Genomic DNA, 17,690 nt, shown 5'->3' with positions numbered 1-17,690 from the left:
AAAAGGAAATATGATGAGCACCCTATTTAGTGTTAATTTAAACAAACTCGCCTTAATCAGAAACTCTCGCGGCACAGATTATCCCAACCTGCTGTACTTTGTGAAGAAGCTCATTGATCTGGGTGTCAAAGGCTTTACCGTACATCCGCGACCTGATGAGCGTCATATCAGATACCAAGATGTCTATGATATCAGTGCCTTCTTAAAAGACTATCCAGAGATTGAGTTCAATATCGAGGGCAACCCAAACGAGCAGTTCTTAAAGATTATTCGCGAAGTCAAACCGCATCAATGTACGCTTGTGCCCGATAGCGAAGACCAACTGACCTCCGATCATGGTTTCGATATCATCAAGTATAAAGACATGCTGTCAGCGCTGAGTCATGAGCTGCAAGGGTTTGGCACACGCTGCGCGGTATTTATCGATCCTGATATCGAGCAAATCAAAGCAGTCATCGATAGCGACGTGCAAACGATAGAGATGTATACCGAAGAATGGGCACGCGCCTACAGTAATGGTAAGAGTGATGCCAATATTGACTTCGATGAGGTCAAGCAACGCTTTAGCGACTGTATCACCCTCGCCAATCAAAACGGTATCCGCGTCAATGCAGGTCATGATTTGAATTTGGATAATTTGGCTGATCTGCTCGCGCTTAGTGATATCGCTGAGGTGTCTATCGGTCATGCCTTTACGATTGAGTCGCTAGAGCAAGGTATGGACAACGTGGTGCGTCAGTATTTGACGATTTGTGCTTAACCCGCATTAATAAGCAAATAGTTTGGTTCTATCAGTAGTCCCAATATTTGTATGTTCAACAGACACTAAGCAGACACTAATAATATAAAAAAGGAATTTTTATGTATCAAGCCTTTCAACAACACCTACAACAAGAAATCGACGATATCCGCGCAGCAGGCCTGTATAAATCCGAGCGCGTGATCACCTCTCCGCAAGATGCACTCATTACCATCGCTGATGGTCGTGAAATGCTGAACTTCTGTGCCAATAATTATCTTGGATTGTCTGACCATCCTGAGATTAAAAAATCAGCTACCGAGGCTATTAAAAACTCAGGTTATGGCATGTCATCGGTACGTTTTATTTGTGGTACGCAAGATTTGCATAAGCAATTAGAGGCGGCGATTTCTAAATTTTTTAATACCGAAGATACGATTCTGTATGCGGCCTGTTTCGATGCCAATGGTGGTGTCTTTGAGCCACTGCTGACTAGCGAAGATGCCATTATTTCTGACTCGTTAAACCATGCCTCAATCATCGATGGTGTGCGCTTGTGTAAAGCCGCGCGTTATCGCTATGCCAATGCAGATATGCAGGATTTGGAGACTCAGCTGCAAGCGGCACAAGCACAGCGTTTTCGTTTGATTGTCACCGATGCCGTGTTTTCAATGGATGGTAACGTGGCACCGATGGATGAGATCTATGCGTTGGCACAAAAGTACGATGCCATGGTCATGATTGACGAGTGTCATTCAGCAGGTGTCGTCGGTCGCACGGGTGGCGGCGTGACTGAATTGTTTGACCTACGCGGTGATATTGAGCTGATCACAGGTACCTTGGGCAAAGCATTTGGCGGTGCGATTGGCGGCTTTACGACGGGTAAAAAGGAAATGATTGAGATGCTGCGTCAACGCTCACGCCCGTATCTATTTTCCAACTCCATTCCACCCATGATCGCGGCCGCTGGGTTAAAAGCGTTTGAGATGCTAGCAGAAGACAATACGCTACAAGACAAACTGCATGAAAATACCGCCTATTTTGTCACGCAAATGCAAGAGGCAGGCTTTGATATCAAGCCCACTGAATCGGCCATTTGTGCAGTGATGCTGTATGACGCCACTGTCTCGCAGCAAATGGCAGAAGCACTGCTTGAAGAGGGTATTTATGTGATTGGCTTCTTCTACCCGGTCGTCCCCAAAGACGAGGCACGCATTCGTGTCCAGCTCTCTGCTGCCCATACGCGCGCGCAGCTCGATCAGTGTATCGCCGCCTTTATCAAGGTTGCCAAGCAAATGGAAGTGATTGCTTAGGTGTTTGATAATTCATAGGTAGGCACTACTTATAGCTAAAATAAGAGAAAATTATGAAAGCACTGGTTAAAACGCATGCCGAAAAAGGCATCTGGATGCAAGACGTGCCAGAACCGACCGTCGGCATCAATGACGTCAAAATAAAAATTAAAAAAACCGCTATCTGCGGGACAGATTTGCACATTTACAAGTGGGATGAGTGGTCACAAAAAACCATAAAGACGCCAATGATTATCGGACATGAATACGTCGGTGTCATTAGTGAAATGGGCGATGGCGTCAAGCATTTTGCAGTGGGCGACCGCGTTACAGGCGAAGGTCATATCGCTTGCGGGCATTGCCGTAATTGCCGCCGAGGTAAGCTCCATGTGTGCGAAAACACGATAGGCGTGGGCGTGAATCGCGATGGCGCGATGGCCGAATATTTGGTGATACCTGCCGATAATGTCATCAAACTCGATGAGCGTATCAGCGATGAGATGGCCGCCATTATGGACCCGTTTGGTAATGCCACGCATACTGCCCTATCCTTTCCTGTCCTTGGTGAGGATGTGCTAATCACGGGTGCTGGACTGATTGGTTCTATGGCAACAGCGATTTGCCGATTTGCCGGAGCGCGTAATATTGTGGTCAGTGATATCAGCGATTATCGCTTAGAGCTTGCCAAAAAGATGGGCGCGACGATGACCATCAACCCAGCCAAAGGTGAAACTATCGAAGGCGCTATCGATACGTTAAAAATGCACGGCTTTGATATTGGGCTTGAGATGTCAGGCTCGCCTCAGGCTTTTGATTCGATGATTAGTAATATGTATAACGGCTCTAAAATCTCTCTCTTAGGCATTTTACCGAACACCACTACGGTGGATTGGAGCAAGATTATCTTCAAGGCGCTAACCCTAAAAGGTATCTATGGCCGCGAGATGTGGGAGACGTGGTATCAAATGGAGCAAATGCTGATTAGCGGTATTGATTTGTCGCCCATCATTACCCATCGCATGCACATCGATGAGTTTCAAGAAGGCTTTGATATCATGGAAAGTGGGCAATGCGGTAAGGTGATTTTAAGCTGGGATTGATTTTGGTGATTCAGCATTTGAGGAGTCGTGGTTAGGGTTTAGATTGTCACGGCTTATAAAACGGCACTGATTTCAGTGCCGTTTTTTTTGGATATTAAAGAGTGATGAGATTCATGAGTTGATAGCGGAGGCTCAACGAGAGAGTTTTGGACAAGAAATCGGTTAATAAAAATACGTTTGAAATATATAAAACCATGATACCCAAAATGAAAATATATATAGCAATTTATCTAGTAATATTAATATATCGATAAACGTTTGGTGTTAACATCGAAACATTCGTTTAAAGATAGATAACTTCTCTGCTGCTTAGTCTGTAGATGAAGTTTAACATTTCTGTCCACGTTAGAGATATCATTGGATGATATTCAAAATAGTGACCTACCCAAAATTAAACATATAATAGACAAGCCTTTAACTATAAAAGCCTCAAGGTGCGCTGAAGCGTTTGGAGCGACACGACAGAGTGCTTATGATGTACTCAACAAAGCAGAATAGAATCTATTCGAACGCAGATTTACTTTTTAGACGAAAATGATGGTTATCCCGTTAAGTCCCGTTGGATAAGTAAAGCAAAGTATAAGCAGGATAAGGGTACTATTGAGATTATATTTACGCCTGTGGTAGTAAATGAAATAACACGTATAAACGCATAGAACAGTTTTTAACTAAGTACATGTTAGAACAAACATTGATGCTCAATAGTATGTATTCAGTGCATTTTGAGGCTTATACTACAATGGCGTTAAGCCAAAAAGACACCTTTATTTGGCTTAAAAATGTTTTTAGCTCAACTTGGAGTAGACGATGATGAATACCAACGAACATGTGACTTCAAGTCTAGTATTTTAGACAAAGCTATCAAAGAAATTAACAAGCACACTGATATCAAAGTTAGCTATGAGCAAGAAAAAGATGGTAAAAATATTGTTGGTTTTGAATTTAAAGTACTGTCAAAAAATAAGCCTGAAAGCAGTAAACAACAAGGTATTAGTAGGGATCTAGATACAGCCAATATGTTTACGATTGAATATCTAAATGATAAGCAGCTAGGACGTATCATTCGCAACCCTGCTTTTATGGCAGAATATAATCATTTAGTAAGCCCAGCTGGACAGTCCCAGCACGGATGGGAGTTTGAAATGATGAATCGACTAAAAAAGGATTCATCGCAGTTTGGTAATCGTCCGATTAGAGATTATCTTAAGTAAGTATGATTACCTTTCTAATCTAGTGTATATTTTTATCTATCAACTAAAATAAGATTAAAAAATGCTTCTAATTATTTTATTGTTCATCATATTTTTTGTGATTTTTATTGCATTTTCAAAAAAAATGAAACGATTTAGAGAGGAAAATAGAGATTTTTACAATTTTTTCCTAACACTATCTGCAACTTTTATGGGGGTTGTGTTAGCTATTTATCTGACAGGCATAAGCGCCGAAAATCAGGAAGAAAAAGAAGTAATTCAACTGCTTGAAGCTGCAGAATCAAATGCGAGGCTCACATTTGATTACATAGAGATGGTAGAGGGTATTCTAGTAAAGTACAACTCAAAAGGGCAAAGCGAAAAATACGGCTTAATTCAAATAGATCAGTTGTTTGAGCCAAATAATGGTATTCCGTATCCCACAGTCTTTGAGAAGATTGTAGATGATAATAGGGTATTAAAACATCTTTCTGGTAGGGGTTTGAACGTATTTTATGATGCTCAAAAAGATTTGGAAAAACAAGAGTTTGCTATTACAAACCCAAGGTCTAATTTTGATCAAAAGATAGATAGTTTAGCTGAGTACAAGAAACAAGTTAAATATATCTACCAAATTTTAGGTATTGAAATTAAATACCTCAAAGATGGTTTAGATGAGAGCGAATTAAACAGTTTATATACTTCTAATGGTATTGAGTTGATTGGCATTACCAAGGAAGAGTACGAAATAATAATTAAAAAATATTTAAGTGAGCGATAAATTTATTTTAATTAGTAGATGTCTTGCACATTAATACTAGCAATCCTTAATTTTATAGTAGATAAAACATGGCTGAAAAAGCAAACGGTAGTATAAGGCTAAATCATCTCAACCCGTTTTGGCTGCATTATTTATCCCTAGAAAAACTGCTTATAGAAATAAGCGATTATGTAGCTATAACTAAAGCTAATACTGCTACCTACTCTCTTAAAAATATGCAGTTGTACTTTGCTATCTGTGTGGAAACAGAGAGTGTTTTCGAGCAAATATATAAATATATTAATAAAGGAAAATATGTAAACTCTAACATTCACAGAAATATGAACATGTTACTTAATCACTTCCCAGAAGTGAGAAAGACTGTGGTAACTATTAATATAAGTGGTGAAAATTTAGTTTGCCAACCTTTTGAAGCTATGTTTTATAACCACGAAATAGAAATAGAAGAAAAACGGGAAAGGAAAGAAAGAAAGGAAAAAGGAGATACAAATGAGGATGTTCAGCCAATAAAAGATTTTACTAGAAAGAGAAGTTGGTGGCGACAATATAACGGTGTAAAGCATCAAAGATATGAAAATTTTGACCAAGCAAATTTAGGAAACTTGCTTGAAGCATTGTCAGCTTTGCATGTTTTAAATATACTTCTTCCCATTAGCTCCAGTGCGGAAAATGCAGCTAACTACAACTCTACCTTTCTTATAGTACCTGTTGACTTCCAACCTCCAATGCTCAGAACTCAAAATTATAGTTTGGAACAGATGACAGATGGTATACGTTGTTATATAGGTCATCTAGGTAACAATAAGTTTTAATACTCAATACCTTTATTTATCCTGAATTATATTGTACAGGGTTGTTGGCTCTGCTCTCTTAATACCTCTACTTGCTGTTTATCATACGCTGCCACCTCGTTTTCCATATCACTAACTGAGCTATGTTGAAAAAAACTGTAGAACCAAACTTGGTAAACTAACGACTCAATGAGGAGTTTATCATGACTAAGAAAATCAGAACCTATAGTGCAGCATTCAAAGCTGAAGCCGTTAAAAAGATAGCAGATAATAATAGCAATGTTTCAGCGACTATAAAGCAGCTTGGCATCGCCATGCAGACATTATCTAACTGGCAAAACAAAGCTGATAAAGGCAAGCTAATCGGTACCAAAGAATATGATCCTGAGCTTATGGCTATACTAGAAGAGAATAAACGTATTAAACGTGATCTCAAAGTTGTTCAGTAAGAGCGAGATATTCTAAAAAAGGCCACGGCGTACTTCGCGAAGCACAGTATCAATAAACGATAGTTGCCTTGAATCGCGTTCTAGCCCTGATTGTAGCGGATATACTTGTTTGGTCACTGGGCTGCGAAGGCTTGGCTAGAGGTGGTCGCTCGAATGTTGGAATGCCTCTAGCCTTAGCCACCGCCCCAGTGGACGACCAAGATAGTAACGAAAAGCAGAATTAGCTCCCCTACTTTAAAAACCCAAAACCCAAACATAAAAAAGGTGAGCATTACGTCCACCTTTTTTTTATGTCTAAAACTATAAGCAATTGCTAGAGGTTTGAGTAGCGAGGAAAACATGCGCAAGCACTACATGTCGTAGGCTCAGCAAGTTTGACGAAGCTAATCAAGCATCTAGGTTTGCGACTAGCGCAACCAAGCACGAGCGTTACGGAACATACGCATCCACGCGCCGTCCTCATCCCACTCTTCTGGTTTCCAGCTGTGGTTATAGGCTTTTAGGTTACGCTCAGGATGTGGCATCATGATAGTGACGCGACCATCAGTGCTACATAGACCCGTGACACCGCCGAGCGAACCGTTTGGATTAAGCGGATAAGTCTCGGTTGGATGACCTTGGCTATCGACATAACGCATCGCAAGCTGACCGTGGTTTGCCATACCGTCGATTTCAGTATTGTCTAGCGTGGCATAACCCTCACCATGCGCCACCGCGATTGGCAAGATGCTGTCTTGCATCCCTTTGAACAGGATCGACTTGGTACGCTCAATTTTTACGTTGACCGTACGCGCTTCAAAACGCGCCGATTTGTTCGCGACGAAACGTGGGAAGTTTTCTGCACCTGGGATGAGGTCTTTTAACTGAGCCATCATCTGACAACCGTTACAGACACCCAAGCTAAAGGTATCAGGACGGGCAAAGAAGCGCACAAACTGCATGCGTAGCTCGTCATGGAACAAGATAGAGTTCGCCCAGCCAGAGCCAGCACCGAGTACATCACCATAACTAAAGCCACCACAGGCGACCAGACCATCGAAGTCACGTAGATTGATGCGACCACTGAGTAGATCGCTCATATGTACATCGACCGCTTCAAAACCAGCTTGAGTAAAGCCTGCTGCCATTTCTGTCTGACCGTTGACGCCTTGCTCGCGCAGGATGGCGACTCTTGGCTGGCTGTTATTAGCATCAGCGCGGCTGCTTACATAAGGTGCTTCGACCTTTTGATTCAGATCAAAGTTTGGCGCAGCGATAAGACCTTTATGGCTCGCGTCGCTAATCAAGTTATACTCTTGCTGTACGCACGCTGGATTATCACGGCGACGCGCGATCTGATAGCTGACCTGCGTCCACGCTTGCTGTAACTCAGTACGGCTAAAGCGTAGCGTATCATCACCCATGAGCGTTGGTGTTTGGATAAGTAAGCTGTCTTCTTCCGAGCTTTGACCGACGAGGCTCAGCATATCGCTGACGTTAAACTCTTCTGCCAATTGCATTAGAGCCGCGACGTTTTCTGGCAATACTTGGATGACTGCGCCCAGCTCTTCACTGAACAGCTGACCGAGTAAGTTGTCATCATCTAATGACAGCTTGATACCCTGACGGCTGGTGAACTGCATCTCAGCGATAGTTGCTAGTAGACCGCCATCACCGATATCGTGATAAGCGCTGATGACGCCTTGTGCGTTGCCCGCTTGCACAAAGTTAAAGAAGTCGACCAAATCGCTTGGCTGTGCCAAATCTGGGCAATCATTACCCAATTGGCTCAGCGTTTGCGCAAGGATTGAACCACCTAAACGTAGCTTGCCTTTAGACAAGTCGATACGGTAGAACGCGCTGTCGCCATTGATTAGCTCAGGCGTTAGCGTTTTTGCCACATCAACTACAGGAGCAAAGGCGGTAATCACGAGGCTCATTGGTGACACAACTGATTTGTCCGTACCGTCTTCGTCATTCCAGTTGGCACGCATGGATAGCGAGTCTTTACCGACTGGGATAGCAATACCCAGTACTGGGCATAGCTCTTCACCGACGGCATGTACCGCGTCGAATAGTGCTGCATCTTCCGCGTCATCACCACAGGCGGCCATCCAGTTCGCTGACATGGTGATATCAGACAACTGAGCAATACGCGCACCAGCGATGTTAGTAATCGCTTCACCCACTGCCAGACGCGCAGAGGCTTTTGGTTTAATTAGCGCAACAGGTGTACGCTCACCGATACTCATGGCCTCGCCGCTCATCACCTGACCGTCTAGCGCGATCAATCCTGACGCTGTCACCGCGCAATCTGCGACGGGCACTTGATAGCGACCTACATACTGATCACGCACGACCATACCCGTAATAGAGCGATCACCAATGCTAATCAAAAATGACTTGCTAGCGACCGTTGGGTGACGCAATACATCGGTGATTGACTCAGATAGATTGACATCGCCAAGCTCTAGTGCTGGTAACGTGCTATCAGTACGCTCAAAGCTACGCTTCATTTTTGGCGTGCCACCGAGCAATACTTGCATCGGCATATCGACAGGTTGCTCATCTAGCAGCGAATCGTTAACCACCAATTGACGCACATCCGTAGCTGTACCCAAGATGGCATACGGGCAGCGCTCACGGGCACAGATCGCATCAAACTGAGCTTCGCTATCAGGACGAATCGCGAGGACATAACGCTCTTGCGCTTCGTTTGACCAAATGGCCATTGGTGACATGCCCGCTTCTAACGATGGAACGTTACGCAGGTTAAGTACCGCGCCCATCTCGTGGTCATTGACCAGCTCTGGCATTGCATTAGAGATACCGCCCGCGCCCACATCATGCAATGACACGATAGGGTTACCGTCTTTGCCATTATTGCTCGCATCGACATCATTACCGGCTAGTGCCCAGCAGCGATCCATCACTTCTTGGCAACGACGCTCCATCTCAGCATTATCACGCTGGACTGATGCAAAGTCTAAACCTTCATCAAGGTCACCACTATCGACCGACGATGCGGCACCGCCGCCCAAACCGATTTGCATCGCAGGACCACCAAGGACGATGAGTAAGTCACCTTGTTGAATGGCGTTCTTTTCAATGAGGTTGCGTTTGATGTTGCCGTAACCACCTGCCAGCATGATTGGCTTATGATAGCCACGCATCTCGCTACCGTCTTTTGCCGCTGACGTATCTAGCTGAAAGCTACGGAAATAACCACACAGATTAGGACGACCAAACTCATTCGAGAAGTTGGCACTACCTAATGGCGCTTCCGTCATAATCTCAAGGCTGGTTGCCATACGATCTGGCGTGCCATACGCTTGCGTGCTGAGTTGACCTGACTGCTCCCATTTCTCGCTAAGCTCAGGAATGTGCAAATGTGATACGTGGAAGCCTGTTAGACCGCCTTTTGGCTTACCGCCGCGACCTGTTGCACCTTCATCACGAATCTCACCACCAGCACCTGTCGCTGCACCAGAGTATGGCGCAATCGCTGTTGGATGGTTGTGCGTCTCAACTTTCATTAAGATATCGATTTCTTCTTGATAGAAGTCATAAGGATGAGCAGAATTTACATCCATAGCGTCGGTCGGGATAGGATAAAAACGCATACCATTAGCGCCTGCCATAACCGCAGCGTTGTCTTTATAGGCAGACAAGATGCCTTGTGGATTAGACTGGTAGGTGTTCTTGATCATTTGGAACAGTGATTTGGGTTGTACCTCGCCATCGACGGTCCACTGGGCATTGAAAATCTTATGACGGCAATGCTCTGAGTTCGCCTGTGCAAACATCATCAGCTCAACGTCAGTTGGATTACGTTTCAACTCATTGACATAGGCATTCATCAGATAGTCGATATCTTCACTGGATAATGCAAAACCAAACTCGGTATTGGCCGACTCTAGCGCTGCCTGACCTTGCCCGATCACATCGATATGATTGAGTGATGCGGGCGCTTGATCGTCGAACAATTTGCTCACATCGCTCAAGTCATAGACTAGGCTCTGAGTCATACGATCAAACAATAACTGCTCGGCATCTACTGGTAGTTTTTCGCCCGCTTCACCATCGATTGTTAGTGTATAAACAACGACACGCTCAACGCGGTTGATCTCGATTTCACAGTTATTAAAGATATCTGTCGCTTTACTTGCCCATGGTGAGATGGTGCCGAAACGTGGCCCAACGATGACTTGGTATTGATTGTCTTGCGGCGCCGCTAACGTTGTTGATGGGTCAACCGCCAGTAGATCTAGCGCTTTTTTATGCTCATCACCAGATAGCTCTCGTGATAACACATAGACTTGCTGAGTACTTATTTGACTGACATTTAGCTCGGTTTTTTGCTGGAACTGACTGATGAGTTGCTGCGTCTGAAAATCGGTAAGAAACGGTTGTCCGGCGATGGTCATCATAAAGGCATAATCCGTAAGATCAAGGCATCTCTGCCATGCTAAGTAAATGGTCTGGGTATTATAACAAGAAGACCTATAATAAGCAGGTCTAAACCAAGATAAATTGCTGATAAGTTGCGCGCTACTGCTATCGAATAGCGGCAGAATAATAAGCTTGTGCCACGGTTTGTTCACTACCCTGCTAATGCTGTATTAGACAAACGAAAGGGAAAATACACAGCGTCACACTTTTTACTTAACCCTCATACTCCTTACAAACACTCACATCGCATTACTGGGCACCTATATAAATGTATAGGTACAACTCGGTATTCTACATCCAGATAAAAACTAAAACGTTTCACTATAATTTTAATATAAAAGGGATATCCTATGAGCAAGCAAGATCAAATTGATAAAATCCAAAACGTCATCAAAGATGTAAAGTTTGCGATGCTGAGCACTGTTAATAGCAAAGGCGATGTACACGCTTGGCCAATGACAACCAGCGAAGCGAGCATCGGTGGCAAAGAGATTTGGTTCATCGGTGACAAAACATCAGACATAGTAAAAGACATCCAGAATAACGAAAAAGTCGGTCTGTCTTATGCTTCTCAAGATGAGAAAGACTATGTCTCTGTAAGTGCCAATGCAGAACTGCCAACGGACAAAAACAAGTTAGAAGAGTTGTGGTCACCAGTCTACAATGCGTTTTTTGAACATGGTAAAGAAGATCCAAACGTACAGCTAATCAAAGTTGTACCACATGGTGTTGAGTGCTGGTTAGGCGGTAGTTCTACTATTAATATGTTCAAAATGGCAGCAGCAGCACTACAAGACGGCAAAACTGCTGAAGACATTGGCGAGCAGTTTGAAGTATCGCTATAATCTATAGGTATTGAACCATAAGTATTAGATAAGACGATTATTTGATAATCGGATATTTAATAACCTAAAACGTCAGTAAGCATCTGCTTATTGGCGTTTTTTAGTAGGTACTATAGCAGTAGCCAAATCGATTGCTGCACGGTGATGAGCCCTTACAAACCATCACAGAGTATTACAGATTGCCTGTATCGCTGAACTGGACGATATCGTTATATTAACTGTGGTTGCATTGATAACAGTTGTCGCAGTCGCTGCTCTACTACACTACCTACAGGTATTAACAGGTATCGATCAAATTGTAATGACAGTACCTATCCGGCGATGCAAGATCATTTTCTATGAGATAGCTTTATCTCGCACCCTCATTTCATTATAAAAATTAAATAGTAAAGGATAACTATTATGAATAAGCAAGAACAGCTAGACACCCTACAAGCCATGGTAAAAGACATCAAATACACGATGATGACCACTCGCACTAGTGAAAACCATCTTCACTCTTGCCCAATGAACACTACCGAAACCGGTTTTGGTGCCAAAGAGATTTGGTTCATCGCTCATAATCCATCTGAGACCATTGATAACATCAACAACGATGCACAAGTCAATCTGGCCTATGTCAGTCAAGACAATAAAAAATACCTGTCTATCACGGGTAAAGCTGAGCTGGTAGATGACAAAGACAAGTTAGATGAGCTGTGGTCAGTGACTTACAACGCTTACTTTGAGAAAGGTAAAGAAGACCCAACAGTACAGCTGATCAAAGTCATTCCTCATGGCGCTGAATACTGGGCGAACGGTAATGCTATCGCTAGTGCTGTGAAGATGACAGCTGCGGCGGTGACAGATACCGCTATTGAGAAAAGCTTGGGTGAGAACTTTTCTATAGAACTATAGTATGTTACACATCAAAAATTTGAACACAAAAAAACGCCAGTGGCAGTAGCGACTGGCGTTTTTTATGTCAATTACGGCTTTCAATACTAGCCGCTTTGTTTTAAGTAAGGCCATGCCGCTTTTAGATAAATCATCATTGACCATAATGTCAGTATCACGGCGGCTACCATCAAGACATAACCAATCGTCTCAAGCGACTCCCAATTTAATAACAGTACCGTAATGGCGACCATCTGAAAAGTCGTTTTTAGCTTGCCGACGTAAGACACCGCAACGCTGGTGCTTTTGCCAAGCTCTGCCATCCACTCACGTAGCGCAGATACCGCGATCTCACGTGAGATAATGACGATAGCGGCAATTGCCATGATGATATTAGGGTGCCACTGTACAAGCACAATCAATGCGACCGCTACCATGAGCTTGTCAGCCACAGGGTCCAAAAAACGCCCAAATGCTGACATGACGTTTAGTTTACGAGCAAAGTAGCCATCGAGCCAATCAGTAATCGCCGCAATAATAAAGACACCGGTCAAAAGCAAGTGGCGCAGCAAACTATCGCTAAACTCGCTCATCCCTACTCGAGCAATAACATTGTCTGAGATTGCCGGCATACCGATACCCATAGCAGGTGGCCAGTAGGCAATTGCAACAAACAGCGGAATCATCAAGATACGAGCAATCGTCAGATTGTTGGGCAAGTTAAAAATACTCTTAGTATTTTGCGAACTTGACGGCTCCTGCGTGTGCAAATGCGTGCTCTCAGTCATGGCAAACCCAGTTCAATATAGACATAATAATGGCAGATAGCTTAGCATTTTTCGGACAAGACGTCATGCCATCTCTTCAGCGATTGAGTGATCAAAACTATCTAGATCATATATTTGGGCCATAGATACCTAACTTATTGAAAGCATTGAACGCTTTGATCACTAACTCTTAACCCCAACTGTAAAGACCTTCTCATTTATTTAATCGCTTACCGTTTAGAAACCCTTTAAACGACAATGGCTCAAATGCTAACTACTTAAAACGTATGCGGCTGTTTCAGCAATCAGATGTTATCTTCAGACATATAGTTTGAGGTTTTTAAAACGTAATGTACTGTAACCAAAACCGCCCAACCATAATCAATTAGGTTATGATAGCAACTGCAATAAAACACTTGTACACTCAAAAATAAGTCTATCTTGACTTTTTATATGGGTCATTATGACTGTGATAAATGACAATATAGAGAACTAATAACTACAATAAATCACGACCACGGAATATGTAGATTACCTACCTACATAGACCGTTTTCCTCAGCCCGCAGTATCTCCTCTGTGGGCCTTTTTTTGTCTTTGAACTTTTCGCTTATAGCGTTTTTATCTAACTCACATTGAATGAGTTAACGATCTAACCACCGCTTGGTTCAACTTTTCAATATTTTGATAATCCAAAGCGACTAATAACTAGTACGCTTGTTGCGCTTGCCCAATGGTCTGAGCAGTTTGTAGTGCTGCTTGGTAGCAGCTCTCGATATTCCCTTTTGTACACCAGTCACCGCTGACTATCCACTGTTTGGACTCATCTACTAGGATGCCCAGCGCTTCCGTATCCGTATCTACTACAGTTGCTGCATAGCGCCAGCGATGACAATCTGTCTGGCTAGGTGCGCTATTCTCATCCCAGCCCAATGCCTGCTTGGCTGCCTGTAATAATTGCTCTTTGACCGCCTCGATATCATCATCGACATGTATCTGCGACCAGTCATTGCGTGCATGAATCGTGATACTTGGTAGCAGTCCATCATGTCCAGGCTTATGATGTTCGATAAATATTCTATCGAGTACAGTGCTATTTACATAAGCAACATCCCATTGTGGTGCCAACTGATTGTTTAGTGTTTCAGGCAACGGCTGTGAGTCATCCCAACCGAGCATCAGCGTGTAGCACGCCTGCATCTGCGGCTGAGTAATGTTGTCTTGCTGACTAAACCCACTCTCCGCCATGAGCTCTACCGCCTGACCATTCGGTGCAGTACAGATCACCCAATCAAACCAGCCAAGACTAGCCCCAGTCTCATCAAAGAGCTCAGTTTGCTTTTCATTTTGATGCTTTTCATTTTGATGCTTTTCGTTTTGATGCTGAGTCGGGCTTTGGGTAAACTGAGCAAGTGGTGCCACACGAGTTTTGAATACTATGTCTGTGTGTTTTAGCGCAGCCGCCAGCTCACGTCCCCAGCTGGTCATTTTTGGTGCGCTGATATAGCGTGCATGGACAGTATCCCATTGTTCCTTGCTTTTGATATCAGGCGATTGAGCATTGTTGTGCTGTGATCCAGATGCTGGCGTCAGCTCAGCCACTTTGGCACACCATGGCTGCAATAACCCCGTATCTAACCAAGGAGCGATAAACGCTTGGAAGCTCGTAGTCTTTGCTGTAAAGAACTGCGCACCAAATGCCCATTGCCAGTTTTTGCCTGTATCACTGTCGGTACGATAACGCGTTGCTAGACGTCCCACACTACGTGACTTTTCAAAGATAGTGATGTGCGGTATGAGTGCGTGATTATCGTTCTGGCTTGATGCGCGTTCTAGTAGTGTCGCGGTGAGCAGTCCTGTCAAACCACCGCCGATGATCGCTACTCTTGGTGATAGGGTATCCGTTGAGATCGAAGCATGTTCCGTCATAATGGTCGTAAACCTTATAGAGTCTTTGTGAGTCGCCATCATAGCCACTCTGTGAATCATATTTTCGTATGCGTATGCGTATGTGTAGTCATGATATTGTCGTTTAGATGTATTGAACCTCCAAAACACCTCAATATCAATATCGTCTACGTAAAAAAGCCACGCTATTTGCGATAGCATGGCTTTTTTGGCTTTTGTTTTATTTTTACAAGCGAACACTACAGGTTAGTTTTGCACGTCTTCCTCTGGCAAAAACTAACCAATCAACGACTCTACTCTCCGCGACCCGCTTTGACCTGTTCGACCAGATCATTAATCACTGAGCTGTCTGCCAGCGTAGATAAGTCACCCAGTCCCACATACTGCCCTTCTGCTAGCTTACGCAAGATACGGCGCATGATCTTTCCTGAGCGGGTCTTTGGTAGCGCCTCGACCATATAGATGGCATCTAAAGTCGCAATCGGCCCAATCTCAGCACGTACATGACGCTTTAGCTCCGCTTTTAGATCGTCTGTTGTTTCTTCACCTGATTTTAAAATAATGAAGGCACAGATACCTGTACCGCGTATCTCATGCGGCATACCGACAATCGCGGCTTCGGCAGTAGCCGGATGAGCAACCAACGCGCTCTCAATCTCTGCTGTACCCAAGCGATGCCCAGCAACGTTGAGGACGTCATCGACACGGCCCGTAATCCAATAATGCCCATCTTCATCGCGTTGGGCACCATCACCTGTGAAGTAATGACCCGGATAATCACTAAAGTATGTCTTTAAGAAGCGCGGATGGTCATTATAGATCGTACGCATCTGTCCTGGCCAACCACTGCTGATAACCAAATTGCCTTCTGCCGCACCTTCCATTATTGCGCCGTCAGCATTGACGACTTGTGGCTTGACACCATATAGCGGCGTCATTGCAGCACCTGGTTTCAAATCAACCGTGCCTGGTATTGGCGCCATTAGGATACCGCCTGTCTCGGTCTGCCACCATGTATCGACGATTGGACATTTGCTATCACCGACGACGTTATAGTACCAGTCCCATGCTTCTGGATTAATCGGCTCACCGACCGAACCTAGCAAGCGTAAGCTTGAACGATCTGACTCACGCACAAAGGTATCGCCTTCTTTCATCATCGCTCGGATAGCAGTTGGCGCAGTATATAGAATAGTAATGTCGTGCTTGTCAATGATGTGTCCGATACGTGCCCAGGTTGGATGCTCTGGTACCCCTTCAAACATAACCGTGGTTGTGCCATTAGCGAGCGGTGCATACGTGGAGTACGTGTGACCAGTAATCCAGCCGACATCTGCGGTACACCAATACACGTCATCTTCTTTGACATCGAAGACATCACGGAAGGTAGACAACGCATAAGTAATATACCCCCCTGTGGTATGTACCACACCTTTGGGTTTACCTGTTGAGCCAGAGGTATACAATAAGAATAATGGATCTTCGGCATTCATCACTTCAGGCTCACAGATCTCTGACTGCCCATCAACGAGATTGTGATACCAGACATCGCGGCGACCACTCATTGGGATAGAATTGCCTGTACGGTGAACGACGATGACTTTTTCAACACTGTCAGTCCCATCCATTTCTAACGCCTGATCGACATTGGCTTTGAGCGGTGTATGTTTGCCACCACGTAAGCCCTCATCAGCCGTAATAACAACTTTTGAACGGCTGTCTATCAAACGATTGCCTAGACTCTCGGCAGAAAAACCACCAAACACCACTGAATGTACCGCGCCAATACGTGCACATGCCAGCATCGAAACCATAGCTTCTGGTATCATTGGCATATACAAGGTGACACGATCGCCTTTCCCAACACCAAGCTTGCGTAGCGAGTTTCCTAGACGACAAACAGCTTCATGTAATTCTTTAAAAGAAATAATCTTGTGTAATGAAGGATGATCACCTTCCCATATAATGGCAGGTTTGTACTGGTTTTCTTCTAGGTGGCGATCTAGGCAGTTTACTGAGATATTGAGCTCACCATCTTCGAACCATTTGATATTAAAATCGTCTAGGTCATAGTTGACGTTGCTGATTTTTGTCGGTTTCTTTATCCAGTCAATCAGCTCAGCACGCTGTGCCCAAAACGCATCACTGGACTCGGTTGATTCGATAGATTGTGCATAATCTTTGGTGTACTGCTCAGGGGTGGTATTGGCTGCAGCCATGAACTCGGCTGTGATAGGGAATGATTTCTGGGTCATAGTTTTGTCCTTTTAATTGTTATGACCTACACAGATAATCGTCTATGACAACTGTCTATACAGGTAATAAGAGCCATCTTCCATAATGTGTGACACTCAGCGATAGTTTGACAAATAAGCGTGACGGTTGCAAGACTTCAACCGCCAAACATAACAATTTCGCTGTACAACTGTGTACTTGCAGACCAATAGCCTCATCTTTGTAAGCACTTATTTTGTTCTCTCCTCTTGTTCCTAATTGCTTTTGATTACCTTTAAGTGATGAGC

12 protein-coding genes and 1 pseudogene are annotated in these 17,690 nt (G+C 44.0%); 9 read left to right on the top strand and 4 right to left on the bottom strand.

Features of this window, described 5'->3' with window-relative positions; genetic code table 11:
• Window positions 1-13 precede the first annotated feature (13 nt).
• From AC5JPT_RS10520 to AC5JPT_RS10490, 7 genes and pseudogenes are all read left to right on the top strand, one after another.
• Window positions 14-760: a pyridoxine 5'-phosphate synthase gene (locus tag AC5JPT_RS10520; protein WP_493858051.1), complete on the top strand. Its 747-nt coding sequence runs from the start codon at window positions 14-16 to the stop codon at window positions 758-760.
• Window positions 761-861: 101 nt separating this feature from the next.
• Window positions 862-2,052, top strand: a complete 1,191-nt coding sequence (gene kbl / locus AC5JPT_RS10515) for a glycine C-acetyltransferase (protein WP_493858050.1) — start codon at window positions 862-864, stop codon at window positions 2,050-2,052.
• Between the two features lie 53 nt (window positions 2,053-2,105).
• On the top strand, window positions 2,106-3,131 hold the full coding sequence (gene tdh / locus AC5JPT_RS10510; protein WP_493858049.1) for an L-threonine 3-dehydrogenase: 1,026 nt from the start codon (window positions 2,106-2,108) through the stop codon (window positions 3,129-3,131).
• 779 nt (window positions 3,132-3,910) lie between these two features.
• Window positions 3,911-4,342 (top strand): replication initiation protein, encoded by a 432-nt coding sequence (locus tag AC5JPT_RS10505; protein ID WP_493858048.1) that lies wholly within the window; start codon window positions 3,911-3,913, stop codon window positions 4,340-4,342.
• Between the two features lie 61 nt (window positions 4,343-4,403).
• Complete coding sequence (locus AC5JPT_RS10500) at window positions 4,404-5,102, top strand: hypothetical protein (RefSeq protein ID WP_493858047.1); 699 nt, start codon at window positions 4,404-4,406, stop codon at window positions 5,100-5,102.
• 68 nt (window positions 5,103-5,170) lie between these two features.
• On the top strand, window positions 5,171-5,914 hold the full coding sequence (locus AC5JPT_RS10495) for a hypothetical protein (RefSeq protein ID WP_493858046.1): 744 nt from the start codon (window positions 5,171-5,173) through the stop codon (window positions 5,912-5,914).
• Between the two features lie 182 nt (window positions 5,915-6,096).
• Window positions 6,097-6,339: pseudogene (locus AC5JPT_RS10490) on the top strand (transposase); the annotation flags it as partial.
• Window positions 6,340-6,749: 410 nt separating this feature from the next.
• Here the strand turns inward: AC5JPT_RS10490 and purL are convergent.
• The gene (purL, locus tag AC5JPT_RS10485; protein ID WP_493858045.1) at window positions 6,750-10,751 is read right to left on the bottom strand and encodes a phosphoribosylformylglycinamidine synthase; all 4,002 of its coding nucleotides are present in this window, start codon (window positions 10,749-10,751) and stop codon (window positions 6,750-6,752) included.
• Between the two features lie 372 nt (window positions 10,752-11,123).
• On the opposite strand from purL, the gene AC5JPT_RS10480 reads away from it, so the two are divergent.
• Entirely contained in the window at window positions 11,124-11,618 is a 495-nt protein-coding gene (locus tag AC5JPT_RS10480) for a pyridoxamine 5'-phosphate oxidase family protein (RefSeq protein WP_319051217.1), read from the top strand.
• Between the two features lie 402 nt (window positions 11,619-12,020).
• Entirely contained in the window at window positions 12,021-12,515 is a 495-nt protein-coding gene (locus AC5JPT_RS10475) for a pyridoxamine 5'-phosphate oxidase family protein (RefSeq protein ID WP_493858044.1), read from the top strand.
• Between the two features lie 86 nt (window positions 12,516-12,601).
• Here AC5JPT_RS10475 and pgsA read toward each other — a convergent pair whose 3' ends face one another.
• The 3 genes from pgsA to acs all read right to left on the bottom strand — a co-directional run bounded on the left by pgsA (window position 12,602) and on the right by acs (window position 17,423).
• Window positions 12,602-13,282, bottom strand: coding sequence for a CDP-diacylglycerol--glycerol-3-phosphate 3-phosphatidyltransferase (pgsA, locus tag AC5JPT_RS10470; protein WP_443525233.1), 681 nt, complete (start codon window positions 13,280-13,282; stop codon window positions 12,602-12,604).
• 686 nt (window positions 13,283-13,968) lie between these two features.
• Window positions 13,969-15,189, bottom strand: a complete 1,221-nt coding sequence (locus AC5JPT_RS10465; RefSeq protein WP_493858043.1) for an NAD(P)/FAD-dependent oxidoreductase — start codon at window positions 15,187-15,189, stop codon at window positions 13,969-13,971.
• Between the two features lie 272 nt (window positions 15,190-15,461).
• A complete protein-coding gene (acs, locus tag AC5JPT_RS10460) occupies window positions 15,462-17,423 on the bottom strand; it encodes an acetate--CoA ligase (RefSeq protein ID WP_493858042.1) in 1,962 nt (653 codons plus the stop codon).
• Between the last annotated feature and the right edge of the window lie 267 nt (window positions 17,424-17,690).

Source organism: Psychrobacter sp. H26 (genome assembly GCF_059073035.1).
The sequence above is the reverse complement of the archived record's forward strand: the minus strand, read 5'-3'. Positions and strand labels throughout refer to the sequence as shown.